This window comes from Kangiella sediminilitoris, assembly GCF_001708405.1.
GTDB lineage: Bacteria > Pseudomonadota > Gammaproteobacteria > Enterobacterales > Kangiellaceae > Kangiella > Kangiella sediminilitoris.
Window position 1 is genome coordinate 616,011 of the sequence record NZ_CP012418.1, and the last position, 26,656, is coordinate 642,666.

Annotated in this window: 20 protein-coding genes; 10 read left to right on the plus strand and 10 right to left on the minus strand. The window is 43.1% G+C overall.

The annotated features are described in order from the left end of the window. The first annotated feature begins 1 nt into the window (after position 1). From KS2013_RS02925 to KS2013_RS11975, 3 genes are all read left to right on the plus strand, one after another. The gene (locus KS2013_RS02925) at positions 2-2,623 is read left to right on the plus strand and encodes an efflux RND transporter permease subunit (RefSeq protein ID WP_068989493.1); all 2,622 of its coding nucleotides are present in this window, start codon (positions 2-4) and stop codon (positions 2,621-2,623) included. Between the two features lie 143 nt (positions 2,624-2,766). Further along, a complete protein-coding gene (locus KS2013_RS02930) occupies positions 2,767-7,605 on the plus strand; it encodes an NAD-glutamate dehydrogenase (protein WP_068989496.1) in 4,839 nt (1,612 codons plus the stop codon). Between the two features lie 142 nt (positions 7,606-7,747). Then, positions 7,748-7,915, plus strand: a complete 168-nt coding sequence (locus tag KS2013_RS11975) for a hypothetical protein (RefSeq protein ID WP_169816855.1) — start codon at positions 7,748-7,750, stop codon at positions 7,913-7,915. A gap of 37 nt (positions 7,916-7,952) precedes the next feature. On the opposite strand, the gene KS2013_RS02935 is transcribed toward KS2013_RS11975, so the two are convergent. The 7 genes from KS2013_RS02935 to KS2013_RS02965 all read right to left on the minus strand — a co-directional run bounded on the left by KS2013_RS02935 (position 7,953) and on the right by KS2013_RS02965 (position 15,788). Further along, positions 7,953-8,711: an SDR family NAD(P)-dependent oxidoreductase gene (locus KS2013_RS02935; RefSeq protein ID WP_068989500.1), complete on the minus strand. Its 759-nt coding sequence runs from the start codon at positions 8,709-8,711 to the stop codon at positions 7,953-7,955. A gap of 83 nt (positions 8,712-8,794) precedes the next feature. Beyond that, positions 8,795-10,537 carry a BatD family protein gene (locus KS2013_RS02940; protein ID WP_068989506.1) on the minus strand — a complete coding sequence of 581 codons (1,743 nt, stop codon included), beginning with the start codon at positions 10,535-10,537 and terminating at the stop codon, positions 8,795-8,797. Between the two features lie 5 nt (positions 10,538-10,542). After that, entirely contained in the window at positions 10,543-12,276 is a 1,734-nt protein-coding gene (locus tag KS2013_RS02945; protein WP_228703715.1) for a VWA domain-containing protein, read from the minus strand. Further along, positions 12,269-13,288: a vWA domain-containing protein gene (locus tag KS2013_RS02950; protein ID WP_068989513.1), complete on the minus strand. Its 1,020-nt coding sequence runs from the start codon at positions 13,286-13,288 to the stop codon at positions 12,269-12,271. Before KS2013_RS02950 ends, KS2013_RS02945 begins: the two co-directional genes overlap by 8 nt. Continuing rightward, on the minus strand, positions 13,281-13,820 hold the full coding sequence (locus KS2013_RS02955; protein ID WP_068989517.1) for a DUF4381 domain-containing protein: 540 nt from the start codon (positions 13,818-13,820) through the stop codon (positions 13,281-13,283). Before KS2013_RS02955 ends, KS2013_RS02950 begins: the two co-directional genes overlap by 8 nt. A 3-nt stretch (positions 13,821-13,823) precedes the next feature. Continuing rightward, complete coding sequence (locus KS2013_RS02960; protein WP_068989520.1) at positions 13,824-14,810, minus strand: DUF58 domain-containing protein; 987 nt, start codon at positions 14,808-14,810, stop codon at positions 13,824-13,826. 18 nt (positions 14,811-14,828) lie between these two features. Then, positions 14,829-15,788, minus strand: a complete 960-nt coding sequence (locus KS2013_RS02965; RefSeq protein ID WP_068989523.1) for an AAA family ATPase — start codon at positions 15,786-15,788, stop codon at positions 14,829-14,831. Between the two features lie 203 nt (positions 15,789-15,991). On the opposite strand from KS2013_RS02965, the gene fadI reads away from it, so the two are divergent. Further along, the gene (fadI, locus tag KS2013_RS02970; protein ID WP_068989527.1) at positions 15,992-17,314 is read left to right on the plus strand and encodes an acetyl-CoA C-acyltransferase FadI; all 1,323 of its coding nucleotides are present in this window, start codon (positions 15,992-15,994) and stop codon (positions 17,312-17,314) included. Continuing rightward, positions 17,314-19,470, plus strand: a complete 2,157-nt coding sequence (gene fadJ, locus KS2013_RS02975) for a fatty acid oxidation complex subunit alpha FadJ (RefSeq protein WP_068989530.1) — start codon at positions 17,314-17,316, stop codon at positions 19,468-19,470. The genes fadI and fadJ overlap by 1 nt, the downstream gene beginning before the upstream one ends. 116 nt (positions 19,471-19,586) lie before the next feature. On the opposite strand, the gene KS2013_RS11980 is transcribed toward fadJ, so the two are convergent. From KS2013_RS11980 to KS2013_RS02985, 3 genes are all read right to left on the minus strand, one after another. Further along, positions 19,587-19,745: a hypothetical protein gene (locus KS2013_RS11980; protein ID WP_169816856.1), complete on the minus strand. Its 159-nt coding sequence runs from the start codon at positions 19,743-19,745 to the stop codon at positions 19,587-19,589. A gap of 192 nt (positions 19,746-19,937) precedes the next feature. Further along, entirely contained in the window at positions 19,938-20,573 is a 636-nt protein-coding gene (locus KS2013_RS02980) for a hypothetical protein (RefSeq protein WP_083217768.1), read from the minus strand. A gap of 124 nt (positions 20,574-20,697) precedes the next feature. After that, positions 20,698-21,234 carry a hypothetical protein gene (locus KS2013_RS02985; RefSeq protein ID WP_068989533.1) on the minus strand — a complete coding sequence of 179 codons (537 nt, stop codon included), beginning with the start codon at positions 21,232-21,234 and terminating at the stop codon, positions 20,698-20,700. 129 nt (positions 21,235-21,363) lie between these two features. On the opposite strand from KS2013_RS02985, the gene KS2013_RS02990 reads away from it, so the two are divergent. From KS2013_RS02990 to pepE, 5 genes are all read left to right on the plus strand, one after another. After that, positions 21,364-22,281: an AAA family ATPase gene (locus tag KS2013_RS02990; protein ID WP_068989536.1), complete on the plus strand. Its 918-nt coding sequence runs from the start codon at positions 21,364-21,366 to the stop codon at positions 22,279-22,281. Next, positions 22,281-23,222, plus strand: a complete 942-nt coding sequence (locus KS2013_RS02995) for a DUF58 domain-containing protein (RefSeq protein WP_068989539.1) — start codon at positions 22,281-22,283, stop codon at positions 23,220-23,222. The genes KS2013_RS02990 and KS2013_RS02995 overlap by 1 nt, the downstream gene beginning before the upstream one ends. Before the next feature lie 8 nt (positions 23,223-23,230). Next, on the plus strand, positions 23,231-25,195 hold the full coding sequence (locus KS2013_RS03000; protein WP_068989542.1) for a transglutaminase family protein: 1,965 nt from the start codon (positions 23,231-23,233) through the stop codon (positions 25,193-25,195). A gap of 67 nt (positions 25,196-25,262) precedes the next feature. Then, complete coding sequence (miaE, locus tag KS2013_RS03005; protein WP_068989545.1) at positions 25,263-25,898, plus strand: tRNA-(ms[2]io[6]A)-hydroxylase; 636 nt, start codon at positions 25,263-25,265, stop codon at positions 25,896-25,898. A gap of 21 nt (positions 25,899-25,919) precedes the next feature. Next, positions 25,920-26,633: a dipeptidase PepE gene (gene pepE / locus KS2013_RS03010; RefSeq protein ID WP_068989549.1), complete on the plus strand. Its 714-nt coding sequence runs from the start codon at positions 25,920-25,922 to the stop codon at positions 26,631-26,633. Positions 26,634-26,656 lie beyond the last annotated feature (23 nt).

The window sequence follows — 26,656 nt, forward strand, 5'->3', positions numbered from 1 at the left end:
AATGGCAAAGAATAAATTAGAGCCTTTGGTAAAGAATATTCTTTTTAGCAAACGTGGTTTATGGGTTGGGATCTTCGCTATCGTTACTGCGGTAATGGCATATTTCGTCTCACAATTGAGAATTGACGCCAGCTTTGAAAAGAATATCCCCCTAAAACACGAGTACATGCAAACATATTTGCAGTATCAGGATGAATTTGGTGGCGCTAACCGTGTCTTTGTAGCCTTAGAAGCAAAAGAAGGCGAAATCTTCACTGAAGATTTCTTTAGCGCATTAAAAGAGTCAGACGATCGTGTCGAGGGTATAGAGGGTGTTAACCAATCACAGGTTCAGTCTCTTTTTTCACCTTCAGTACGATATATTGAAGCTAGTGAGCAAGGCCTAGAGGGTGGCCCTGTCATACCTCCGGAATTTGAGCAGGTCGACAAAGAACAGGCATTTGACAAAATACGCGAGAATATTCTTAAGGCAGGTATTCGTGGCCGCTTAGTAGCAAATGATTTCACTTCGGCGATGATATCTGCTCAATTGTTCTCTGAATATAATGATCCAGATGCCGAATTAGAACTTGATGACAGTGGCCAGGCCGCATCGCAGATGATTAAAACCGACTATGTGAAGGTGGCTGAGCAACTAGAGCAGTTGAGAACGGATATAGAAGCAAAGTACCCGAACATTGAGGTCCATATCATTGGTTTTGCTAAAATGATTGGTGATGTCAGCGATGGTGCCGGCAATGTTATTTTCTTCTTCCTAATTGCTTTCTTCATTACGGCCTTATTGGTTTATTGGTATTCGCGTTCCATCAAACTAACTATATTACCGTTATTAACATCCAGCGTAGCAGTGGTGTGGCAGCTTGGTATCCTGACCGCCCTTGGTTATGGTATTGACCCTATGTCAATCCTGATTCCGTTTTTGATCTTCGCTATTGGCGTCAGTCACGGCGTTCAGATGATCAATGGTGTTCAACATAACGTTGGTAAAGGACTAAAAGTTTATGATGCCGCCATTGCAGCATGTGCAGGTTTAATTGTCCCTGGCGGTGTTGCTTTATTGAGTGACACCATTGGTTTCATGACGTTACAACTGATTGAAATTGATATCATTCGTGAATTGGCAATTACTGCCAGTATCGGTGTTGCTGTTTTAATTTTAACTAATCTGATTCTATTACCACTTTTAATTTCTTATACACATTTCCCTCAGACGTTTGTTGAGGGTGTTCAGAAGCGAGAGAAATCGCATGAAAAGTGGTGGCACAAACTCGCTGTCTTTGCCAAAAGACCTATGGCAACAATTATTGCCATTGCGGGGGTCATTTTAGGTTTAATAGGATATTGGGGCGCTGAGAACATGAAGGTTGGTGATCTGCACGCAGGTGCACCAGCATTAAAGCAAAATTCTCCATATAACCTGGATACCAAATATGTAACAGAAAAGTATTCTATTGGGACGGATGTCATTTCTATTCTGGCAGAAACCAGAACCGATGGCTGTACTTATTACAATATCATGGAAACCATTGATGATTTCCAATGGCAGCTGTCTAATGTAGAAGGCGTACAGTCGACATTAAGCTTACCTCAGATATCTAAGGTCGTGAATGGGCTGCTCAGCGAAGGTAATCTAAAATGGAAAATGTTGCCTAAAGACGAAGCAGTACTGCCTTACACCATCGCTCGAGTTGAGACCAGTACCGGCCTGTTAAACTCAGGTTGTAGTGTCATGCCTGTAATGGTGTTCTTGAAAGATCACAAGGCAGAAACAATTGAAAGGGTCGTTGGTTCAGTAAAAACATTTAAAGCCGATTACTTAAAAAATGAAAAACATCAGGTAATGTCATTTCTTGATAAAGAGTTTGCTGGCATTGAAGAAGAGCAGAGAAACTCTATTAAGGAAGCGCTTTCTCCGGTGCTAGATAGCTATAGCGAGCTTTCTTACCACGAGGATGATGCGAAACCAGAACTACCTGAGTTTGTTGATGAGCAGCTTAAAGAATCAACAGTCGTTGATGAGAGTCAATTGAAGCAGATTGTCCAAACCCTTAAAGACGAACTGCCAGCCAGTGGCTTTAAACCTATTAAGTTCAGGCTGGCAACTGGTGCTGTAGGCGTTATGGCAGCGACTAATGAAGCGGTCGAGGCTGCCCAGACGCCAATGATGATTTGGGTTTATCTAGCGGTTACCCTGTTATGTCTCATTAGCTTCCGTTCTGTCAGGGGTACTATCTGCGTAGTCTTACCTCTGGTAGTGGTCTCATTATTAGCTCAGGCTTTAATGACCTGGCTGGAGATTGGTCTAACCGTGGCGACTTTACCGGTGATTGCCCTGGGTGTAGGTATTGGTGTTGATTATGGCATTTATATCTTCTCTCGGATGGTTGGATTCATACGAGAAGGGCGTAGTGTATCAGAAGCCTATTTTGAAACCTTGAAGCTGACTGGTAATGCGGTGCTGTTTACAGGCCTTACATTGGCCATTGGCGTCAGTACCTGGATTTTCTCTGCGCTACAGTATCAAGCGGATATGGGGATAATGCTGACCTTCATGTTCCTTGTTAATATGTTGGGTGCAATCTTCTTGTTACCAGCTCTAGCGTCGATTTTGTACCGCCGTTAGTGTTTTCGTGAAACTGGTTGTAGCAGTGTAAAAAATGGCACCTTAATCGCAATTTAAGGTGCCATTTTGTATATAAATGTCCTAGAATTAGGTAACGTTTAAAACAGCGTGAATTAATTCATATTTTATTCTCGGACAGGACAATGGCCAGTGTAACTAACTCTTCCGAATTGTTGGAAAATATCCAACAGATTTGTGAAAAGCAATTCTCAAAACGTCAAGCAGAGCTTGTAAAACAATTCTCCGAACTAATTTATTTAAGTGTTTCCGAAGACGAATTTGCGGAAAGAAATCCACAGCAAATCTTTAGTGCTATCAGTAGTCTTTGGACGTTTATTCAGGACTTTGACGGTTCGAGCAAAGTTCGAGTGTTTAACCCCAATCAAGAGGAAGATGGTTGGGAGTCACGTTACAGCATCATTCAGATTAACCATAAAGATATTCCATTTTTAGTGGATTCGATAAGGATGGAGTTAAATCGCCATGGTATAGATGTTCACCTGCATGTCCATGTTCCAATGTATGTTAAGCGTACCAAAACTGGACGCGTTTCATCATTGGATGTGTCGTATGACAAGGACAGTGAGCATAATGAAAATATCGAAACACCAATGTATCTGGAAGTCGAGCGGATTATCGACCCAAAGGTGATGCAGGCTGTCGAAGAAGATTTAGTACGAATTCTACGCGACGTTCGCTCAACCGTCTCTGATTGGAAACCAATGCGTGACAAAATGATCAGTATTATTTCTGATCTTGAGTCTGAGCCACCACCACTGAGGCAGGATCGAATTGAAGAAGCTGTCGACTTCCTGAAGTGGGTTAAAGAAAACCATTTTGTATTTATGGGATCCAGAACCTATGATCTGCTGGGTGAGGGTGATGACCTTCATTTGAAATCGGTAAAAGGTTCCGGTCTGGGTATTCTTGCAGATGAACGTAAATATTCAGAGTATCATTTATCACGATCACCAAAGGGTGCTAAAAAGCTTGCTTTATCCAGAGAGCATATTCTGGTACTAACTAAAACCAGTACATTATCAACGGTCCACCGATCAAGTCATATTGACTATATTGGAGTTAAGCGCTTTAACGATAAGGGAGAGGTTATCGGGGAGCACCGTTTCTTTGGCCTATTCACTTCAGCAGCTTACAATATGGATCCGCAGTTGATCCCAGTATTGCGTAAAAAAATAAACAACGTCTTAGCTGAATCGAAACTCAAGCCAGGTGGACATGATTATAAAGCACTAAAGAATATCCTGGAGACCTATCCAAGAGATGAGTTATTCCAGATTCCCACACTAAAGCTATTGGACATCGTTATGGGTATTTTGCATATCCAGGAACGACGTCAAGTAAGAGCATTTGTGCGCCGTGACCCATTTGGTCGCTATTTCTCCGTCTTAACCTTTGTTCCAAGGGATACTTACAATACTCGTATCCGACTTAAGATGACCGATATTCTATCAGAAACGTTTAGTAGCAAAGGTGAGATAGAGTTTACTACTTACTTTTCTGAGTCGAATCTGGTTCGAACCCACTTCCGTGTTCCTGTTGAAAATACTGAGTCTATTAGCTACGACCTGGATGAATTACAGGAAAAACTCGAACGCTCAGCTATGAGCTGGGAGGAAGTGTTAACGGACGAAATTAATAAAAGGTATGAAGGCGATAAGGCTGCGTTACTACTGAAGAAGTATCGTGAGGCCTTTCCACCTAGCTTCCAGAATCAGCAAAGTGTTGAATCTGCCATGGTGGATATTGATAACATCGAGGAACTAAGCGACGACTGGCCTTTAGGCATGTTCCTTTACCGACTTCAGGACGATGAGTCTCTTCGCTTTAAGCTTTACCATAAAGATACTCCTTTGGCGCTATCAGCTGTGATGCCTATGTTAGAGAACATGGGGCTTACAGTTATTGATGAAACGCCTTATGAAGTATCTTCTGAGCGGCTTGGCGATTACCGGATTCTTGATTTTGATGTGCGCTATGAAGAAGCGGATATTGATGTTGAACAGATTCGTGACAATTTCCATAAGGCTTTTGCGAAGGCTTGGTACAAGCAGGCAGAGAACGATGGTTTTAATCGTCTCATTCTTGCTGGTGGTTTGGATTGGCGTCAAGTTGCGGTGTTACGCGCTTACGCAAAATACATGTGGCAGATTAACTTCACCTTTAGCCAAGTTTATATTGAGCAAACCCTGGCACAATATCCTGAAATCGCCAACAGTATCGTCGAGTTGTTTGAGCTAAAGTTTAATCCAAATGATGAATTTAGCCAGCGCCGATACGCACTGAAGAAGAGTCAGCTACTGAAAGAAGTCCAGGAAGTAGAGAGCCTTGATCAGGATAAGATCATCAATAAATATATTGAGTTGATAGAAGCAACTCTACGTACCAACTTCTTCCAGCCCGATGAAGATGGAAAGGATAAGCCCTATATTTCCTTCAAGCTCAATCCAAGCATTATTACGGATATGCCGAAACCGGTATTGATGTATGAAATATTTGTTTATTCACCTCGCGTAGAAGGTGTTCACCTGCGAGGCGGGAAGGTCGCACGAGGTGGTTTACGCTGGTCAGATCGTCGCGAAGATTTCCGCACCGAAATTTTAGGCCTGGTAAAAGCGCAGCAGGTTAAAAACTCTGTGATTGTTCCTGTTGGTGCCAAAGGTGGTTTTGTATGTAAGCAATTACCAACCTCTGATAATAGAGAGGCCTACTTCGCAGAAGGGGTTGAGTGTTATAAAACTTTTATCAGAGCGTTGCTTGATATTACTGATAACTACGTCAACGATAAGTTGGTTCACCCACGTGATGTGGTGGTTCATGATGAACCTGATGCCTATCTGGTGGTTGCTGCTGATAAGGGTACTGCGACATTCTCAGACATAGCTAATGGTATTTCTGAAGAGTATGGTCATTGGTTAGGCGATGCATTCGCTTCGGGTGGCAGTAATGGCTATGACCATAAAGCTATGGGTATTACCGCCAAGGGCGCCTGGGAATCAGTGAAGCAACATTTCCGTGAAATGGGTGTTGACTGTCAAAATGAAGACTTCACTGTCGTTGCTTGTGGTGACATGTCAGGAGACGTTTTTGGTAATGGCATGCTGTTATCGAAGCATATCCGTTTGCAGGTTGCGTTTAACCATATGCATATTTTTGTTGACCCAAACCCAGATGCTGCTACCAGCTATAAAGAGCGTGAACGGTTATTTAACCTCTCTCGTTCGGGTTGGAACGACTACAAGACCGATCTTATTTCAAAAGGTGGGGGAGTATTCGAGCGCAGCGCTAAGAAGATAGATTTGACACCTGAGATTCAAGAAATGTTAGGTGTTAAAGCGAAAAGTTTATCACCTACCGAATTCATACACGCTGCTTTAAAGATGAAGGCTGATCTTTTCTGGAATGGAGGTATTGGTACTTACGTCAAATCCAGCAAAGAAAGCCATCAGCAGGTTGGTGACAGAGCAAATGACAGTTTGCGTGTTGATGGTAAAGATATGCAAGTTAAGGTAATTGGTGAAGGTGGTAACCTTGGCTGTACTCAACTTGGCCGAATCGAGTATATGCAGCATGGCGGACGTGCCAACGCAGACTTCATAGATAATGCCGGTGGTGTTAACTGCTCTGACAATGAAGTTAATATTAAAATTTTATTGAACGGTGTCGTCAGTGATGGCGCCCTTACGGTTAAAAAACGTAATAACTTACTGGCTAGAATGACTGATGAAGTGTCTGATATCGTGATTGAAGATAATTATCGTCAAACACAATCTATCAGCATTACTGAGTCGCGTGCTCCGGCTATGGTTAAAGAGCATATGCGCTTTATCCATGGCCTTGAGAAAAGCGTGAATCTTGACCGCAAGCTGGAATTCTTACCAACAGATGAAGAGCTCCTTGAGCGTGAAGCTAATGGCCGAGGCCTGACCAGGGCTGAACTTGCCGTCTTGTTGGCTTACGGAAAGATTGAGCTCAAAGATTCGTTGTGTATCCCAGAAGTCACAGAAAACAGTTATTTTGAAAGCTATCTTTTTGAGTATTTCCCAAAGCCACTACGCAAAAACTACGCTGAAAACATGTTAAAGCATCCTCTAAAGGATGAAATTATTGCCATGAGCCTTGCTAATGAAATGGTTAATCTCATGGGTACAAACTTTGTTTTCCGAGTTATTGACGAGGTTGGTGCAAATATCGGCGAGGTAGCCCAGTGTTACGTAATGGCTAAAGAAACTTTCGACCTAAAAGGACTGTTTGAAAGTATTGAGGCGCTGGATAATAAGATACCTGCCAGCGAACAAAGCAAGATGATGTTCCAGGCAAGACGAATAGTACGTCGTGCGACACGATGGTTTGTTCGTAACCGCAGTAAGGACCAGACTATTGAAGAAGTTGTCAATTTCTTCAGGAAGGGTGTTGCTGAGCTTCAGAAAAACGTACATAAGACACTTGAAGCCAAAGAAGCTGACGGGATTGAAAAAGAAATCAAAGCTCTGGTTGAACGGGGAGTTCCTGAGAAGCTTGCTAAACAGGTTGGCTATCTCAGTACCATGTTCTCAGCGATGGATATTATTGAGTTGTCGACACAGTATGACTTACCAATTCTGAATGTTGCAGAAGTTTACTACAAACTTGGGGCTGAGATTGACTTACACTGGTTCCTCAACCAGATCATAGCGCAACCGGTTAGTAATCACTGGCAGGCTTTCGCACGAGCTGCATTCCGTGAGGAGCTGGACTATCAGCAACGAAACTTAATTGAGGCGGTCCTGCCTTTAACCTCTCAATATAAGGCAGCAGATACTCGCATTAAGCACTTCCTGAGCGATCACGATGACCTGTTATCACGTTGGCGCGAGATGGTTAGTGACTTTAAGCAAAGCAGTACCCATGAGTTCGCCAAGTTCTCAGTGGCTCTGAGGGAGCTTCAGATTCTTGTTCAGCGAAGTCATCGCTTAATTAAGTAGTCCTATTAAGCCCGGGTTTCCGGGCTTTTTTATAAAAAAAGCACAATTGCCATAATTCGCCATAATTCATTCATTGAAACTTCAGATTCCTTTGTTCTACTAGACCCATACAACAATTAAATTCTACATTTTGGAGAGAATCATGTGTGTATTGGTCGTACCTGAAGAAATGAAACAATCAAAAGAATACACTGAAGTGTTTGAAGCTTATTGGAAAGAGCAACAGAAAGATCGCACAGAATTAGTAGCCGCAGAACGTGTTCAGGATAAGTCGTTCCTGAGTATGGTAAAGAAAAGCACCAAACAATAATTAGTTGGTGCTTTAGGTCGTTACCTTATCAGTGACGTTACTGTAGGCGTGCTCCCGCATCAAGGCGGATAGTTGTACCGTTAAGGTAAGCATTTTCGGCAATATGTTGTACCAGTTTTGCGTATTCCTCTGGTTTACCAAAGCGTGAAGGGTTAGGAATTCCAGCGGCTATTTGCTCACAAACTTCTGGTGTGATTTTTTCCATCATTGGCGTCTCAAAAACGCCAGGTGCTACCGCCATTACTCGAACTTTAATTCGGGCAAACTCTCGAGCCAATGGTAATACCATTCCTGTGATAGCTGCCTTGGTTGCGGAGTAAGCCGTTTGACCAATCTGGCCCTCATAAGCCGCGATAGACGCTGTGTGTATAATTACACCGCGCTCACCGTTTACTTCTTCATTTTCCTGCATGTGGCGCGATGCCGCACGAGTCAAAAGAAAACTGCCTACCAAATTGATATCGACTACCTTTTGGAAGTAATCAGCTGGCATAGGACCCTTCTTACTATGGATTAGTCCTGCACCAAGAATACCTGCGCAGCCAACTGCCAGGTTGATACCGCCCATAAATTCTACCGCTTTGTCTGCTGCGGCCTCTACCTGCTCTTCCTGACTGATATCTGTGGTAATGAAAATTGCATTGTCACCAAGTTCTTGTGCGACTGAGTCACCTTGTTCTTGGTTTATGTCCAATAAAGCAACCTTACCGCCTTGAGCTATAATATGTTTTGCTGTAGCCAGCCCCAAGCCAGAAGCGCCACCACTAATTAGAGCTTTCGTTTGTGCAAAGTCCATAGTCCATCCTAATCGTTGTGTATCTTAAGTGTTAAGGGATGGCATTGTACCAACCCTCAACACTTCTGCCAATTTGAGAAGGGCTAAGGATAAAGCTCGGGTAGTTTTTTATTATGTATTGGTTGAGCTATTTTTGTGATTTCTGGCAGTAGCTGTGCCAGCTCTTGACCATCCCAGCTGGGGCTGTCCTCCATATTTGAATATAAACTTTCTTGTAGATTTTCAAGTTCGGAACCTAACTGCTGGAGCTGATTTTGGCGACAGTATTGAATGAGACCATTGAGGCTGCTGATATCTTTCAGCTCTTCTTTTTGACTGAAAAGCCAGTGCTGCAAAGCTTTAAATGTTTTATGAGCCACATTACTCTTGGCGGCTTTTATGGCCGCCCCTAGATTCAAAGAAGAAGTTTCGATTTGTTGAGGCAATTCATGAATGTGATTCTTGTGATCTTTTCTTCTTTGCAGAAGCCAGAATAGCAGGGTGAAGATCCATAAAACAGCAAAGGTTAAACTAATGTATTTCCATACAGTACTACCACTGCTTTCTTCTGGTTGTAATTTCAGCCCCTCACTCTGGGAGGTATTGTCCTGAGATGAAGGTTGCTGGGATTCAGGAATTACCATCTGTTGCTGATTTTGAAGAATTTGTTTGTTACTTGGGTTAACGTTAAACCTGATAGCGGGAAGTACTGCATACTCTTGCTTATCAGTTTTCACATTCCACCACGGCACCTTAATTTCTGGAATTTCTACCTCGCCCGTCTGACTGGGTATAACCGTTACTTTTTCGAAGTGGTAACTGTTGACACCAAAGCGATTGAACCGCTGATGATATTGTGGCGAGTCTCGATATATGGTCAAACTACCCTGATCGGGAAAGTTAATTGCAGGAAGCTGTGTTTTGAGCAAACCTGTGGCACTGATAATCAAGTCAAGGTTTGCCGGCTCTCCAACTCTAAAATTTTGATTTGCGGGTTTCCAGTTTGCAGTCAGTTTTAATTTCTTCGCAGGGAGCCATGGTTCAGCGGCATTACTTGGTTTAGGTTTGACCTTTATGGTGTATTTTTGTGTGCTGAGGCTTATTGGTTGTAACTGAGAACGCTGCCAGGGAGAGCGTCTTTCGCTGTCTTCTGGAACTCTGGCGCTGTATGTAATAGGCTCAATGACCATTTCTCCACTTTGCTGCGGAAAAATAGCATAACGTCGCTCTACAACACGGTAACTTTGGTCAGCTTTGACCACCTCAAAGCTCGATGTATCACCAAGTTGCTCGACTAAAGCATTACTGACACGAACGGGTGGAAGCTTCTCATTTCTTGCGATTACTGAACGATAAATTCGAACGGTGAAAATGAGTTGCTGCTGAACATATATTTCATCATCACTGACGTTTGAGCGAAGCTTTACTTTTGAGGCTTGAGTAGTGGATAAGTCGTCCTGTTCAGGTAATACCCTGATAACGAAAGGTTTGGAACGCTCATTACCTATTGTCAAAGCTGGGATTGTGTAGGTACCTGCTTTTTGGGCTAGCAGTTCAAAGTCCCATCCACGTTGAATGTTGTATTGCCCATTAATAATAACACTGTTGTTATATTCCTGTCGGCTACGTACAGTGATTTCTTCCGGTATAAAATTTCGACTGGCTCCCTGTCTCAGGGTATCGGTTTCTTCTACCTGAACTCTTAAACGAAAAGTCTCATGCTCATGGATATCGGTACGATCCAGCGACATGGTGATTTCCGCCGATGATACGCTGGCTATCGTGGATAACAATAACAATGCCGATAATTTAATAATAGATTGTAACCATAAAGATTTAGCCGTCATACTCATTACCAATTTTTCTCAACCTGTTGTTTATGCCCACGTCGTTGATACTCACGATACATCTTACGTCTCAGTAAGCCGCCTGGATCATCGGATAGTTGCCTAAGCCACTGTTCCATCTCTTGATCTTTTTCTTCTTCTTCAAACTGATCCCTAAGTTCTTGCTCAGTTAGTTCCGGCTTTTGTTGCTGTTGTTGTTCCTTCTCAGACTGTTGCTGTTGGCGTGGATCCTGTTCCTGTTGATCTGACTCTTGTTGAGAGTTTTCTTGCTGTGAATCTTGCTGATCTTGCTTTTGCTCTTCAGATTCCCCTTGTTCGTTTTGATTTTGTTGCTTCTCCTTGTCCTGTTCTTGCTTCAGGCTTTCAACTATATCCTTATTATATTGTGCGTCCTGATGGTCTGGTTCTAGTTTGAGGGCTTCATTGTAGGACTCGATAGCTTTATCCAGCTGCCCATTTAGAGCCAGAGCGTTTCCCTGATTGTACAAATCATCTGCTGTTTGCTGACCTTCTGGGATATTCTCCAAAATGTCACTGGATGAATCATAACTACCCATTCTATAGGCTGATAATGCCTTCCACCTTGGATCTTGAAATGTGTTATAGGCTTCTGAGTAATCTTCTTCATCTATTAACTTTCTACCGCGCTGATCTTCGTTGAGGAAAAAATCCTCAAGAGGGTTTGCCTGAGCTGGTTGCATCAAAATTGAACAAAAACTAAATACACATAAACTTCCGAGTAACGCTCTATGTCTGAAACTATAGAGTACCAGGGGAAGTAGAGGAAGAATTAGCCAGTAGCCCAGGTCAAACCAATCATCAGCAAACTTATTATCTTTTTCAGAGTTCTTTGTGGAAGTGTTGTCAGTAGCACTGATAAATAATTTAACGTCACTATCATCAACTGTAACGGGAGTTAATATGGCATTATTTGCTTTAGCAAACGTTGAAAGACGGTCATAGTTAAGTTTTGGAATAACGATGTTGCCACGATTATCCCTTAAGAATCCCTGCTCTTCAGTCAGTTGAATGGGGGCACCATCTTCTGTACCAATTGCAAGAATACTCAACTGATAAGGAGTGCCATCAAGTTGATCACTGATGGATTTAAGGCTATCTGGATCTGCTCCATCGGTAAACCAGATAATATTACCTTGAGCAAGTCCTGTATTATCCAGAAGCTCGATGGCTTTTTTAAAACCAAGCTCGGGTCGACTGCCAAGAAGGGGCATAATTTTGGTAGATAATGCGTCGAGCAAATTTTCTATGGTATCTTTATCACTTGTCAAAGGGCTTAATATAAAACCATCACCAGCATAAACTACTAAGCCTGTTAACCCTTCATTATGCAGTTTCAGATAATCCTTTATTTTGAACTTCGCACGCTCTAGCCGAGAAGGCTTAATATCGTCGCTATCCATCGATAATGATAAGTCCAGCAAGATAACCTGTGTGCTGTTACTTGAGAAAACTGGTTGTGGTGTTTTTTTCCATGTAGGCCCAGCCAAGGAAAGGCAGGTTATTACCCAGAAAGTAAGTAGCATGCTGGGAAGGTATTTAATCCCTTTGCTTTTACTTGAATGAGGCATCAGCCAGCTTAACAAGTGTTGATCAATGAGGGCGCTCCAGCCATCCTGCGTAGCCGGTTGTTTTTTGTAGAGCCAATATAAAATAATTGCTGGGAGAATTAATAATAATGCCCAGGGCCTTATTAAGTGAAACAAGCTAAAATCAGGCACTTTCAGCCTCCTGATCAGTTTGGTTTACCATTAATCTATTTCTTAACAGTTTGTAAGCGACTTTTAAAAAGCTAAGAAGTAATGCTGCCAGAAGAGGAATAAAAAATAGAGCTTTACTAGGGCGGTACCGTTGATCGATATCTTCTACGGGTTCCAACTGATCAAGCTTTGCATAAATCTGTTCAAGCTCTTGCGTATTCTTTGCCCTGAAATATTGTCCTCCAGTTTTTTCTGCAATCGCAGTTAATGTTTTTTCATCCAGCTCTTTCGAAGGGTTGATGGTGCGATTGCCAAAGAAGCTGTTACGCACTACCATTTTGTCATCACCTATGCCTATGGTATAGATGGTAACACCTGCGTGCTCGGCTAATTCAGCAGCCTGAATCGGATTAAGAATTCCAGTGTTATTTTGTCCATCGGTAAGCAAAATCATGACCCGTGTTTCAGCGTCACGATCTTTCAGTCTCTTCACTGCAAGACCAATACTGTCACCAATCGCGGTTCGGGAAGATCCCGCTAAACCAATTTCACTTTCATCCAGCATTGTTTGAACAGTTTTTAAATCAAAAGTCAGGGGCGTTTGTAAATAGGCTTGCTCCCCGAATAGGATTAGCCCTAATCTGTCACCTTGACGACGTTTGATAAAGTCCTTCATTAAAGCCTTAACGGCGACAAGTCTATTAACCGGCACCGTTTCAAGCACCATATCTTCTCTTTCCATTGAGCCAGAAATATCAATGCTGACCATCAGATCGCGACCACTGCTTGGTAACGCTACAGAATCTCCCACCCAGGTTGGCCTTGCTACAGCAAGAAGTAGTAAAAACCATAGTATAAAGTTATACCATGGAAACTGACTTTTCACTTTTTTGCCTTGCTGATTCTGAACTTTCCAGTACAGGAACAAAGGCGCTTTCAAGGCTTGCCGGCGCTGTTTTTTTTGTTCAGCCCACCATACCAATAAGGGTAATGGTAATAGTAGAAGTAACCAGGGCCACTGGAACTCAAACATGCTGGGACTCCTCACTCTCGCGCGGCCAGCTCTTTGACTGTTCTGGAAGCTGTGCAGCCCAGTCAATAACTTCAGATATAAGCTGATGTCGATCGAGTACTTCTGTCTCTTCAGCAGGTTTGAAGGGAAGATCTCCAAAAGCCTGAAGACTTTTAGAGCTGAGGCTATTGTTGTTAGTGGCTTTTAATAAGTCTACCCACTCATTCTGAGACAGCTGAGTGACAGACTGTCGGGGTAGGTAGCAGAGGCTGAGCCTACGCATAATATGTTGTGTCTGAGCTAACCAGCGCGATTCATGGCTATTTTTTAAGTCACTCAACTCTGCAATAGCATAGTGAGAAAAACGGTAGTGGTGTTTTTTTACAAAGTATTTAGCTATGAGTAGAGCGGCAACTAATATGAACAGTGCAATAATTACCCACCAGCCAGGCGCCAGTGGCCACCAGTCTATATTAGTAGGGCTATGGATATCCCTTAACTGTTCAAGCAACTGTTTTTGTTGAGGTGTTGGTGTGTTAGTAGCAGTTGTCATAGTTCACGCTGTATTTTTTATACTGGCTGCAGTACTTATACTGGGGTCCAGAGCAAGTTCCGTCATAGTATCTGCGGTACTGCATACGGCGAAGGAAGACTGTGATTGAGTAAAGCACTGATTGACCTGGAACACTTTTTGTTTAAAAGACTGCTGATGCCTATGCATGTCTTTACTATTGCTTGCATCAATGTGTACGTGTTGCAATCCATCCGTTAGGGTATATTGACCAGGAACAGGAATGCTGGATTCCAACGGATCATAGACCATCACTCCATATATATCATTGTGTTGTGCCAGATATGTCAGGTGCTGCCTACACTCTTCATTTAGATTCATAAAGTCACTGAAAATATAGATCAGGCTGCCGCCTTTCACTAGATGTCTCAAGCGTAAGAGGGTATCGCTTAATGCATTTTGATTTATCCGGTATGAGTCAGAACCGGAGTAGACATCATGAAGTCGTTGGTTGTGCAACTCCAGAAGGTGCTGTAAAAGTCTGAGACCATTTTGACGTCGGTTGGATGGCTTGAGCTCAATATGCTTTTCGGCTGTGCTGAAAAGCCCGGCTACTCGATTGCCGCTATTAAATGCAGCCCAAAAAGCGCGCGCAGCCTGAAGGCACGCTAAAGTTGATTTGAACCTGTTTTTAGAACCGAAAAACATGGTGTCCTGTAAGTCAGTGACGATATATACAGGACGCTCACGCTCCTCCTGAAATATTTTGGTATGAACTTTTCCTGTGCGTGCCGTAACGCGCCAGTCTATTGTTCGGATATCATCACCGGGCTGATACTGCCTGACCTCGGAAAATTCCATTCCGCGCCCTTTAAATGGTGACAAATGTCCACCAACAAGATGAGCACGAGTTTTTTTGTGAGGCAGGGGGATTGACTCCTTTGCCCAGTACTGACAAGCGATCAGTTGCTCCAGTGTCAGCTCGATACTGTGCTGTCTTGCCTGTTTCGCTGTAACGTTATATTCAGTCATTGATTGAGCTATGTTTGTCTATGGAGTAGCAACTTTGTCTATCAATTTAGAAATAATGTCGTTGGAAGTGACGCCTTCTGCTTCAGCCTGATAACTCAGGATAATACGATGCCTTAAAATACCCGGTAGCATTTCTTGAACATCACCTGGCGTAACATAGTCTCTGTTATCCAACCAGGCATTAGCTCTTGCACAACGATCCAGCGCTATGGTTGCCCTGGGACTTGCACCAAACTCAATATACTGAGCCAATTCAGGACTGTATTGCTCAGGCTCTCGTGTGGCGATGATTAATTGGATCAAATATTCCTCGACCTCGGGAGCCATATGTACAGCGAGCACTTCTTTACGAGCTTCAAATAATTCTTGCTGGCTGATTTCCAAAGGTTTGGCTGTGTCCCCTGATAACGCTTCCTGGCGGTTTATGGCCAGGATTTGAGCTTCAGCCTCATGACTTGGATAGCCAACCTCAACATGCATTAAAAAACGGTCAAGCTGTGCTTCGGGGAGTGGGTAGGTTCCTTCCTGTTCTATGGGGTTTTGTGTCGCCATAACCAGGAAAAAGTCAGGCAATGGAAAACTATCTCGGCCAACGGTAATTTGTCGTTCAGCCATCGCTTCCAGTAAAGCTGACTGAACCTTGGCTGGTGCTCGGTTAATCTCATCCGCCAGAATCAAGTTATGGAATAGCGGACCTTTTTGAAAATGGAAGCTAGCATCCTGAGGACGATAAATTTCTGTTCCAGTTAAATCTGCAGGTAAAAGGTCAGGTGTAAACTGTACCCTGTGGAAGGTTCCTTCCATCGCTGTAGACAGCTCTTTAATAGCTCTTGTCTTGGCAAGACCGGGAGCTCCTTCAACAATAATATGCCCGTCTGCCAGCAAGGCAATGATCATTCTATGGACCAAACCTTGCTGACCAATAATTCTAGATTTTAAAAACTTATCGAGCTTAATAAACTGTTCTTTTGTACTCATGAATTGCCTTTATACATGAAAAAGATGGTTCAATGTAATGCATATACAGGGTGTTTTGTATCAAAAAAGCATAAAAAGTTGCAACTAATTGTTACTTTGGGAAGTTATTCATGGTGACGACTTAGATGATTAATTCAAACGTGTGTTTGAAATCCTCCTGTCTTTAGGTAGAATCAAGTCAGAACATCTTATTAGGAGATACCATGAGCGAAAGCACCACTAAAAAGACAACGCGCTCCAAAAAACAGGATCGTGTTGCTATTGTGTCAGGACTCAGAACACCATTTGCTAAGCAGGCTACTCACTTCAGAGGCATTAATGCTATTGAATTAGGCAAAATGGTCGTTAATGAATTAATAGAAAAGACAGACCTTGACCCCAAATTGATCGAGCGAGTTGTTTTTGGACAGGTGGTGATTTTGCCTGAAGCTCCAAACATTGCTCGAGAAATTGTTTTGGGCACTCCTATGGATGTGCACACGGATGCCTACTCGGTATCACGTGCTTGTGCAACCAGTTTCCAGAGTGTTGCCAGTTTAGCTGAGTCGATAATGGTTGGTGACGTATCTGTAGGAATTGCAGGTGGTGCTGATTCATCCTCAGTAGTACCGATCGGTGTCAGTAAGAAATTGAATTTGGCTTTGATTGATTTACAAAAAGCGAAAACGCTTGGGCAAAAGTTATCTATTCTCAAAACGCTACGTTTTAAGGACTTGTTACCAGTACCTCCTGCGATTAAGGAGTACTCAACAGGACTTACAATGGGACAGAATGCAGAGCAGATGGCTAGGGACAGAGGCATTACGAGGCAGGAGCAGGATGAACTTGCGCATCGCTCTCATACTTTAGCTGCTCAAGCATGGGAAGAAGGAAAACTGGATGATGAGGTTATGACAGCGTACGCTGAACCCTACACTAAAGAGCCTCTGCATCGTGATAATATTGTTCGCTTTGACTCAAGTATTGAAGGATATGCCAAATTGCGTCCAGCCTTTGATAAAAAGTTTGGTACTTTAACGGCAGCCAATTCAACACCATTAAGCGACGGTGCGGCTGCACTTGTCTTGATGAAAGAGTCTCAAGCAAAGGCTTTAGGCTATGAACCTCTCGGCTACATTAAAAGTTATGCATTCGCAGCAATAGAAGCCGATCACGATATGCTGATGGGTCCTTCGTACGCTACTCCTAAGGCGCTGAAAAAAGCCAAGTTAAAGTTGAGTGATCTGGATCTGATTGATATGCACGAAGCGTTTGCGGCGCAGACCATTTCAAACATTCAGGCATTTGGCTCAACTAAGTTTGCAAAAGAAAACCTGGGGCAGCGTACAAAAATTGGTGAGATTGATATGGATAAATTCAATGTCCTGGGTGGCTCATTGGCTTACGGACATCCATTTGCAGCGACAGGTGCAAGGATGATTACGCAAACCTTACGTGAACTAAAGCGTCGTGGCGGAGGTTTAGGTTTAACAACTGCATGTGCGGCAGGTGGATTGGGTGCAGCAATGATTTTGGAGGTTGAATAATGTCGGATAATACATTCTTTACATTTGAGCAACATGACGATGGCATTGCTGTAATATCAATTGATTTGCCAGGTGAGTCTCAAAATGTCCTTAAAATGGAGTTTATTGAAGAGCTCCAGCCCGTGATTGAGCAAATTAAAACGGACAGTGCAGTCAAAGGCTTGATCATTAAAAGTGGCAAAGAAGGAAGCTTTATTGCGGGTGCAGATATTTCAATGTTTGGTAAGGTGGATACAGCAGAGGATGCTGAAAAAATATCCACATCTGGACATCAGTTCTTTAATGCTTTAGAGGATTTGAAGAAGCCTGTTGTTGCGGCTATTCACGGAGCCTGCCTTGGCGGGGGATTGGAATTAGCACTTGCATGTAGTGGACGAGTGATCTCTGATAGCTCAAAAACAAAATTAGGGTTGCCGGAAGTTCAACTGGGTGTCCTGCCTGGCGGTGGAGGTACTCAGCGGTTACCTCGGCTTGTAGGCATTGCTCCGTCACTGGATATGATGCTAACTGGTAAGCAGCTGTTTCCAAAGCAAGCCAAGAAACTTGGCCTGGTTGATGACGTGGTACCGCAGGCAAACCTGATGAAGGCAGCGAGAAAGCGTATCGAAGAGCTTAGGAAGGGCAAAGAAAAGAAAACATCTATCAGCAGCTACTTTACTGCAAAAGGTCTACAGAAACTGTTTTTGGAATCAAATCCTCTTGGTCGAAATATAATTTTTGATCAGGCCAGAAAGACTGTTCAGAAGAAAACTAAGGGGAATTACCCTGCACCCAATAAAATTATCGAGTGTGTTGAAAAAGGTATGTCTCAGGGGATAAAAAAGGGATTGGCCACAGAGGCAAAAAACTTTGGCCAGCTTGTCGTTTCATCAGAAGCGAAAGCTTTAATAAGCGTCTTTTATGCAACCACTGAACTGAAGAAAGACAATGGAGTCGATTCGGATGCTGAGCCAGCTAGAATTAAGAAGGTTGGTGTTTTAGGCGGGGGTCTGATGGGTTCAGGTATTGCTTATGTCTCCGTTGATAAAGCTAATAAAAAAGTGAGGGTAAAGGACGTTCGTCCTGAGGGAGTTAACGGGGCGTTAAACTATTCCTGGAAGTTGATATCCAAAAAAATGAAAAAGAAGATCGTCAGCCCCTCTACTGCTCGCCATACCATGTCTTTTTTAACGGGCACTACAGACTTCAGTGGTTTTAAGAATGTAGACATGGTGATAGAGGCCGTATTTGAAGATATCAAACTTAAGCATCAGATGGTTAAAGATGTTGAGCAGAACTGCTCGGATCATACTATTTTTGCAACAAATACTTCTTCTATCCCTATTACTACAATTGCAGAAGCAGCGAAGCGTCCAGAGCAGGTTGTGGGCTTACATTACTTCTCTCCAGTGGAAAAAATGCCATTGGTGGAAATTATTGCTACCGACAAAACGGCTGACTGGGTAATCGCGACCTGTGTAGAGCTGGCTAAACAGCAAGGTAAGACACCAATTGTAGTGAATGACGGCGCAGGGTTTTACGTTAACCGAATACTTGCTCCATACATCAACGAGGCTGGAATACTTCTAAATGAAGGTGTTGCCATAGAGAAGCTTGATAAAGCGATGGTACAGGCTGGATTCCCTGTTGGGCCTATTACTCTTCTGGACCAGGTGGGTATTGATGTCGCGACGAAGGTGGCTCCAATTTTAGAAGAAGCATTTGGCGATAGAATGTCGACTCCAAGGGCCTTTGAGAAATTAAAAGATGATGACCGAAAAGGCAAAAAAAATAAGCGAGGCTTCTATAAATATGAGGGGGGCTCGAAAAATGGTAAGGAAGTTGACGAGAGCGTCTACTCTGTTCTGGGTGTCACCCCGGACAAGCATGTAGACAACAAGGAAATTGCAGAGCGGGGTTTGCTACTCATGGCGAATGAAGCGGCACGATGTCTGGATGAGGGCATTATTCGCAGTGCTCGTGATGGAGATATTGGCGCAATTTTTGGCATAGGTTTTCCCCCGTTTCATGGAGGGCCATTCCGTTATATGGATAAGTTAGGTATAGATACTGTGGTAGAGCGTTTGGAGTACTACCAAAAATTGCAGGGGGATCGCTTCGCACCAGCTGATATCTTAATTAAAATGAGGGATGGTTCGGAGAGCTTCCATAAGTAGGTCTAAAGGATAAAAAAGCCCAGTCTAAACTGGGCTTTTTTTTTGAGAAATTTTTTACGAGCAAAAATAAAGGTGGCTATAAAGCCACCTTACAAACCTATAGGGAGGTTTACTAACTACTCAAATATTCTCTTAAGCAAAGGTTTAGCGATTAGTGTTAACACCAAAGCACCAAGAAGTTCTTTGTTTTGAAGAACATTTTCATAGATGGCTGGCTCACTCATCACATAATTGATGCCTACCAACCCAGCAACTGCAGCAAGCACGTATTTCATGTTGATACCTTTCCTTCCGCATTTGTTTACCAAGACTGTCCAAAATTTTAACAACAAATGAAAAAGGTTCTGTGTCCTAAGTCTCACAGGACCGCGTATTTGTGTGAAGCGGTTAGCAAAAGCAATATTTTGAGTGTCTTTTCAAGTGATAAAGGTCGTCAGTGTGCGGTTAACTTGCTGTTTTTGTTCCTTTTATAGGTTATAGCGGAAGTTTAGGCCTGATGTCAACCCTGTGATTTCTTCGGATAATGTCACTCCTAAAGACCATTGTTTAGAGAGGTAATATCGACTTTCTATGCCATAGAACGTTGAGTTAGAATCTTCATGAAGGTCTTCATCTACGTATTTTGAGTAATCGTAATCTTTGTACCCTGCATATATTTTGTATTCCCAGTCAGGAGACAGGCGGCCACGAAAACCCGTTTCGACCATAAAGCCTTCTTCGTCGTTACCGTAAGTTGATGCTGAGACGATGTCACTACCGTCAAACTTCAGGTAGCCTATTTCTGTATAAAAGTCATCGGTTCGTGAACTTGGTAAATGAAAGCCTACAGCAATCGTGTAATCTTTGGAGGTTACACTGGTCGTCAGCCCCGTAACATAAACATCAGCTGATTGAGAGCGAACTGCAGCCCTGGTGTACCATGTTTCGTTAAAAGCCTGGGATATGTTGAATTGATAACCTGATTTATCACTGGTTAACTCACCCTCACTATGGAGGAATCCCATTTCAATAAATTCATAATTAATTTTGTCGCTGGCTTTTGCAGAGACGCCTGCAAGTACCAAACCCAGCGCCATCGCTGTTGTGGTCAGTAACTTATTCATTATTTCCGTATCAGAGGTTGTGCCTTAAATTTGAGCATAGTGTACTACAAAGGCAGCTATTGAGAAACAAAGGTTCGTTGATAGAAAAAAGGCCGCGTTTAGCGGCCTTTTTATATACAAACGTTTAGAAGCTGTAACGGAAACTTGCACCGATATGATCGTCAAGCTCGTCATCATTACCAATTTCAACACCTACTGAAAATTTATTGTTGAAGTGGTAGCGACCTTCTAATGTTAGGTCTGTTGACTCAAGCACATCAGAGTATTGAGCGTAGCCGCCTAATTCGAAGTTTTGACTTGCCATACCACGGAAGCCTGCAAGTACATTGAAACCAGAATCGTCAAAGCCACCTTCAGCATCAAACTTCTCAAAACCGGCTTCAGCTACGAAATCAACAGAGTTGTTAATTGGCGAGTGAAAACCAGCATTGAAGCGATAGCGATCGACATCAATACCAAAGGCGTCCGTTTCTCCTTTCAAGACTTCTGCACGACCATAAAAGTTTTGGTCAAACGACATAGAACCATCGAATTCAACACCGTCAAATCCATCATAGTCCTGTAGACTACCTTGTACATAGTCATAGCTAACACCGTTAGCCATGGCTAGGCCAGAAGATAGTGCGATAGTTGTTGCTACAAATAATTTTTTTAAAGACATTGTCTTCTCCTTAAATATCCTTGTTAAATAATGCAACTGTATTATGGTTTTAGTAAACTGAATTTTTCCTGAATCAAAATTCAGTTTAACATAATTAATGATAACTCTTTCACAACTCCAAGGAGCTGTATGAACTCGTCCATTTTGCCCGTGTTGGAACAATTAAATAAAGTGGTTCTTGGTAAACCGCTACAAGTTAAATTAGCAGTGGTCTGCCTGTTGGCCCGAGGACACCTATTAATTGAGGATTTGCCAGGTATGGGCAAAACTACTTTAGGCCAGGCGATGGCTAAAGTATTTGGCTTGGACTTCCAACGTATTCAGTTTACCAGTGATATTTTGCCAGCTGATATTGTTGGTGCAAATATTTTTGACCGCGAAAAGTCTGCTTTCGAATTTCATCAGGGCCCAGTTTTTTCTCAGCTGGTGCTAGCAGATGAAATTAACCGAGCCACTCCAAAAGCACAAAGTGCTTTATTGGAAGCCATGGAAGAGAAACAGGTTACGGTTGAAGGACATACCTATCAATTGCCAAGTCCGTTTTTTGTGATTGCAACACAGAACCCAACTCATCAAATTGGGACTTACCCCTTGCCCGAATCTCAGCTTGACCGCTTTTTATTCAAAATTAATTTAGGCTACCCTGATCCGGAGTTAGAGAAAGTTTTACTGAAAGGGCAGTCAGGCCGAACAAAAATGCCACAGCTTGAGTCACTAATAGATCTGGATTCTCTCTTAGCCCTACAGGTCGAGGTGGAGAAAATCACAGTTACCGATCATCTTCTTCAGTATGTGATGGAATTAATCCAGGCGACACGCCGCAGTCCTGATTTCGCGCATGGTTTATCACCACGAGCAGGGCTGGCAATTATCAGCGCTGCTAAAGCCTGGGCCTTTGTAGACGGGAGAGATTTTGTTCTACCCGATGATATTCAGCAGGTGTTTGTAGCAGCTTCCCGCCACAGGCTGCAGTTGGTCAAAACGTCTTCATCGTCAACGCTGACTTTGATTGAAGAATTAATGAAAGATATAACTGTCCCTGCATAATGTTTAGAAGATTAAAGACAAAACTTAATGGGTGGATCGATAAGCGCACTCCACAGCAGGTGAGGACCGAGCTAAAGCAAAATAATATTTATATTTTACCCACCCGTTATGGCTGGCTGATGTTGATCATTTTGATATTAATTCTAATAGCATCCACCAACTATCAAAATAATATGGGTTTTATGGCTGGTTTTATTGTCCTTGCGGTTGGAATGCTGTCCGTCTTCTATACGTTCCGTAATTTGAAAGGGTTAGCGATTCGCTGCCATAAAGCGTTGCCGGTTTTTGCTGGCGAGAGTGCGGTGATCTCCATGCAATTGGCCAATGCAAGCGAGCAGGAAAGAATTGGTATAGGAATAGGGCTTACCAAAAAATCAGTATCATACCTTGATGTAGGTGCTAGGGCTGAAACTATGGCAGAGATAAATGTTCCAACCTCTGTCAGGGGGCTGGAGGATGTTCCTCGTTTTGTTTGTACCAGTATCTTTCCATTTGGAATTTTTGAAGCCTGGTCCTGGGTTAGAACTCCATACCAGATACTAGTGTATCCCAAGCCTTTACAATGTCCGGAGCCATTGATTGCAAGTCGAACAGGTAGCAATGAAGGCGCGCATGTAGAGCAGGGAGCAGAGGACTTTCATAGCGTGAGAGATTATCATCCCGGTGATCCTATTAAACAGGTTATGTGGAAAGCCTTTGCCCGAGAACGGGGATTGTTGAGCAAAGAGTTTGAGCAGGAGGCGGGCGAACAGCATAGTTTAAGCTGGGATAGTGTGGCTCATTACGAACGAGAGCTTGCGATTTCATATTTGACAGATGCCGTATTACAGGCTGAAGAAAGTCAGCAACTTTACGCTCTACAGCTGCCGCACGTGACGATTGATAAAGACCAGGGTATGGAGCACATGCATAGTTGTCTGAAAGCTCTGGCTATGATGTAGGTGGAATTATGAATGTAAAACAGCTACCGATTAGTCGGCCAGGAATTGTCCCTCTCTTACTGCTTATTCAGACCGGAGTATTATTTCCGTTATGGTTCTTTATGCCAGCATGGATAACGTTAACCACCATCGCTCTGCTGTTAGCAAAATGGTATCTCAATCATCATCGTTTACATGCACCTAAATGGATACTTCTCATAGTGGTATTAGTGTGTGTGGGAGGAGTATTTCTCCAGTTTAAGACGCTAAATGGGCGTGACGCAGGAATCGGACTGATTAGTTTAATGTATGGTTTTAAGTTACTTGAAGCCAGAAGTTATCGCGATGCTGCCTTGCTGCTGTTTATTTCGTTTTTTATCGTAGTTACGGCATTTTTCTACACTGAAGCAATATGGATGGGGCTGTACCTGCTAATATCAATGTTACTGATTTTGGTTGGGATGGTGGCGCTAAACAGTCCGAAGGGTGTTCAAAGTAGTGCTAAGATTGGTAGATCCTCAGTCATTACTTTACTCCAGGCCATACCTATTATGGTACTGTTATTCTTTTTATTTCCCAGAAGCTCCTCACCTCTTTGGTCAATGCCCAATGACTCCCAGTCGGGGTCTGGTATCGATGATACTATGACGCCCGGTAGCATTGGGGCATTACATACTTTCGATGATATTGCTTTCCGAGCTGATTTTGAGGGGGAAGTCCCCAAAAACAGTGAGATGTACTGGCGTGGACTGGTCCTCTCGCGTTTTGACGGTTTTACCTGGTATAAGGAGAGTCATAGTCCTGTTCGGGGCGGTCTGGAATTACCCCGAGAGCTGACCTATCAGTATCGGATTCAAATGGAGCCCAATAACCGAAATTGGATTTTTGGCCTGGAGCAATTAGCCGAAGCGCCTGAAAATGCCTATCTTTTTAGTGACTATACCTGGATGAAACGGCGCAGGGTTACTCAACGTATTACCTATTCAGCGCAGGCCTATGACATAGACTTTAGTGATCATAATTTGACGCCGCGTCAACAGGAAATGTACTTGGAATTACCTGATGACTCTAACCAGAGAACGAAAGAGTGGGCAGAAGTGCGTAGACAGGAGCATGGCAGTGCTGAGACTTTCGTCAGCTGGGTTTTGTCATACATTCATCAGAATCAGTATCACTACACTTTGACTCCAGAGGTGATTGAGGTTGATACGGTTGATGGCTTCTGGTTCAGAACTCAAGAAGGATTCTGTGAGCATTATGCTGGAGCATTTGTCTATATCATGAGAGCGGCGGGCATCCCAGCCCGTGTAGTGACTGGTTACCAGGGTGGTGAATATAATCCTTACGGTGATTATTATATTGTCCGTCAAAAGGATGCTCATGCCTGGACAGAAGTGTGGCTGGAGGGTGAGGGCTGGCGCCGAATTGACCCAACAGCAGCAATACATCCGTCGAGAGTGGATGAAGACCTGTTGGGCCAAACAAGCTCACGGGACGGCTGGCTGCAAGAGTTCGGCAGTAATACTAGTTTTGAAGCACCAAGGGGATTTTTGCAGAATTTAGCTTTGCGCTGGGACGCGATCCAAAGTTTCTGGAGCGAGACAGTAATGGGCTACAGCCAAGATATGCAGTTTAGTTGGCTGCGCAAACTTGGTATAGAAAAAAATCAGTATCGCTACCTTGGATACGGACTTCTGTTCACTGTGTTTTTAGCAGGTCTGATCTTTGGTTATTGGGTTTTGCGGTCAACACAATGGCTTGATCCTGTTGCAAAACAATACATTAAGTTGATTGGAAAACTAAAAAAACAAGGCGTCAGTCTTGAGTCATCAACTGGTCCTCAGGAGTTACTTAAGAGCGTCCGAGATGTCTCTCCAAAGTTATATGCCAGAGCTGCCCCAGCAATTAAAACCTATGTAGAGCTTCGTTATCGTAAGCAATCCGCTACCAAGGAGCAGCTGAAATTATTAAAGCAGCAGGTCGCTAGGGTGTAGTGAACTGACAATAATGATGCTTACGCGTATAATACTGCGCTCTATTGGTAACTGTTGAATCAAGTTCATGGCAGACAAAGTGGCGGAAAAAGCCGTTGATATAAGTCCCATCCGGGAGTTTTTGTATTGTGAAACTCCAAAGGCATGGCTGGAACATGCTCTTAACAATATGGAGCTACTGCTCATTGACCATGCTCATTGCGAAAAAAAGGCTGCTGCTACTGCGGTTAAGTTGATGTTCCGCTATCCCGAGCAGATCGACCTGTTAAAAAAACTTTCGCAACTGATACGTGAAGAAGTGTTACATTTTGAACAGGTGCTTGAATTTATAGAGCAGCAGGGCATTAAGTATCGCGCAATAAAACCATCACGTTACGCTGCTGGTTTACATCAGTTTGTATCCAAAGATGAACCGCAACGATTCATTGATGGGCTGATTATTGGCGGGATTATCGAAGCTCGTTCGTGCGAAAGGTTTCACGCACTGGTTCCTTACCTGAAGGATGCTTATCCAGACCTGGCAAAATATTATCGATTTCTTCTCAAATCTGAGTCACGCCACTTTATGGATTATCTGGAGCTTGCAAGACAAAATGCCGATTCCAGTATTGATGAGCGACTCGATTTCTTTTTGCAAAAAGAACAGGAGTTGATAGAGTCACCCGATCCGCTATTCCGCTTTCATTCTGGCGTACCAGTTTAATACAAAGGTTAGATATATATTATGTCGAATAAAAAGTTACTGCTTTTAAGCTCATCCAGAGAGGGGCAAACAGATTATCTAGAGCACGCCCTGCCAATGATTGATAGTTTTCTGGAAGATAAAATTAAAGAAGTATTGTTTATCCCCTATGCAGGTTTTGCAATGGGCTATGATAAATATGAAGATAAGGTTAACCAGCCTTTTAATACGATCGGCAAAAAAGTAGTTTCGATTCACCGCTTTGATGATCCAGTAAAAGCGGTACAGGAAGCTGAGGCTATTGCCATAGGTGGTGGTAATACTTTCCACTTATTAAAAGAGCTGTATGACAACGAGCTCATCGATGCAATCAGGAAGCGCGTTGATGAGGGCGTGCCTTACATGGGGTGGAGTGCGGGCTCCAACGTAGCCGGGCTGACAATCTGTACCACTAATGATATGCCGATTGTTGAGCCAAGAAGCTTTAAAGCATTGGCCTTGGTAAATTTCCAGATAAATCCTCATTACACTGATTATCAGCCACCAAACCATAATGGTGAGACTCGTGCTGAGCGACTATTTGAATATGTTCGTGCTAACCCCCACCGTTATGTTGTCGGTACACGAGAGGGTACAGCGCTGAAGCTTATTGGTAACAAGCTTACTTTGGTTGGTAACAAACCTGGTCTTGTCTTCCGTGATGGAGAAAAAACACGACCAATTCAATGCAATACTGACATTAGCTGGCTTGTTTAATGCAAGAACGCCTTAAGTGGTTG

Coding starts and splice junctions, on each gene's coding strand:
- KS2013_RS02930 (WP_068989496.1), top strand. CDS start 2,767: ATGGCCAGTGTAACTAACTCTTCCGAATTGTTGGAAAATATCCAACAG.
- KS2013_RS02960 (WP_068989520.1), bottom strand. CDS start 14,810: ATGACTGAATATAACGTTACAGCGAAACAGGCAAGACAGCACAGTATC.
- KS2013_RS02940 (WP_068989506.1), bottom strand. CDS start 10,537: ATGACGGCTAAATCTTTATGGTTACAATCTATTATTAAATTATCGGCA.
- KS2013_RS02935 (WP_068989500.1), bottom strand. CDS start 8,711: ATGGACTTTGCACAAACGAAAGCTCTAATTAGTGGTGGCGCTTCTGGC.
- KS2013_RS02925 (WP_068989493.1), top strand. CDS start 2: ATGGCAAAGAATAAATTAGAGCCTTTGGTAAAGAATATTCTTTTTAGC.
- KS2013_RS11975 (WP_169816855.1), top strand. CDS start 7,748: ATGTGTGTATTGGTCGTACCTGAAGAAATGAAACAATCAAAAGAATAC.
- KS2013_RS02990 (WP_068989536.1), top strand. CDS start 21,364: ATGAACTCGTCCATTTTGCCCGTGTTGGAACAATTAAATAAAGTGGTT.
- KS2013_RS02985 (WP_068989533.1), bottom strand. CDS start 21,234: ATGTCTTTAAAAAAATTATTTGTAGCAACAACTATCGCACTATCTTCT.
- KS2013_RS02980 (WP_083217768.1), bottom strand. CDS start 20,573: ATGAATAAGTTACTGACCACAACAGCGATGGCGCTGGGTTTGGTACTT.
- fadI (WP_068989527.1), top strand. CDS start 15,992: ATGAGCGAAAGCACCACTAAAAAGACAACGCGCTCCAAAAAACAGGAT.
- fadJ (WP_068989530.1), top strand. CDS start 17,314: ATGTCGGATAATACATTCTTTACATTTGAGCAACATGACGATGGCATT.
- KS2013_RS02995 (WP_068989539.1), top strand. CDS start 22,281: ATGTTTAGAAGATTAAAGACAAAACTTAATGGGTGGATCGATAAGCGC.
- KS2013_RS02950 (WP_068989513.1), bottom strand. CDS start 13,288: ATGTTTGAGTTCCAGTGGCCCTGGTTACTTCTACTATTACCATTACCC.
- KS2013_RS03000 (WP_068989542.1), top strand. CDS start 23,231: ATGAATGTAAAACAGCTACCGATTAGTCGGCCAGGAATTGTCCCTCTC.
- miaE (WP_068989545.1), top strand. CDS start 25,263: ATGGCAGACAAAGTGGCGGAAAAAGCCGTTGATATAAGTCCCATCCGG.
- pepE (WP_068989549.1), top strand. CDS start 25,920: ATGTCGAATAAAAAGTTACTGCTTTTAAGCTCATCCAGAGAGGGGCAA.
- KS2013_RS11980 (WP_169816856.1), bottom strand. CDS start 19,745: ATGAAATACGTGCTTGCTGCAGTTGCTGGGTTGGTAGGCATCAATTAT.
- KS2013_RS02955 (WP_068989517.1), bottom strand. CDS start 13,820: ATGACAACTGCTACTAACACACCAACACCTCAACAAAAACAGTTGCTT.
- KS2013_RS02965 (WP_068989523.1), bottom strand. CDS start 15,788: ATGAGTACAAAAGAACAGTTTATTAAGCTCGATAAGTTTTTAAAATCT.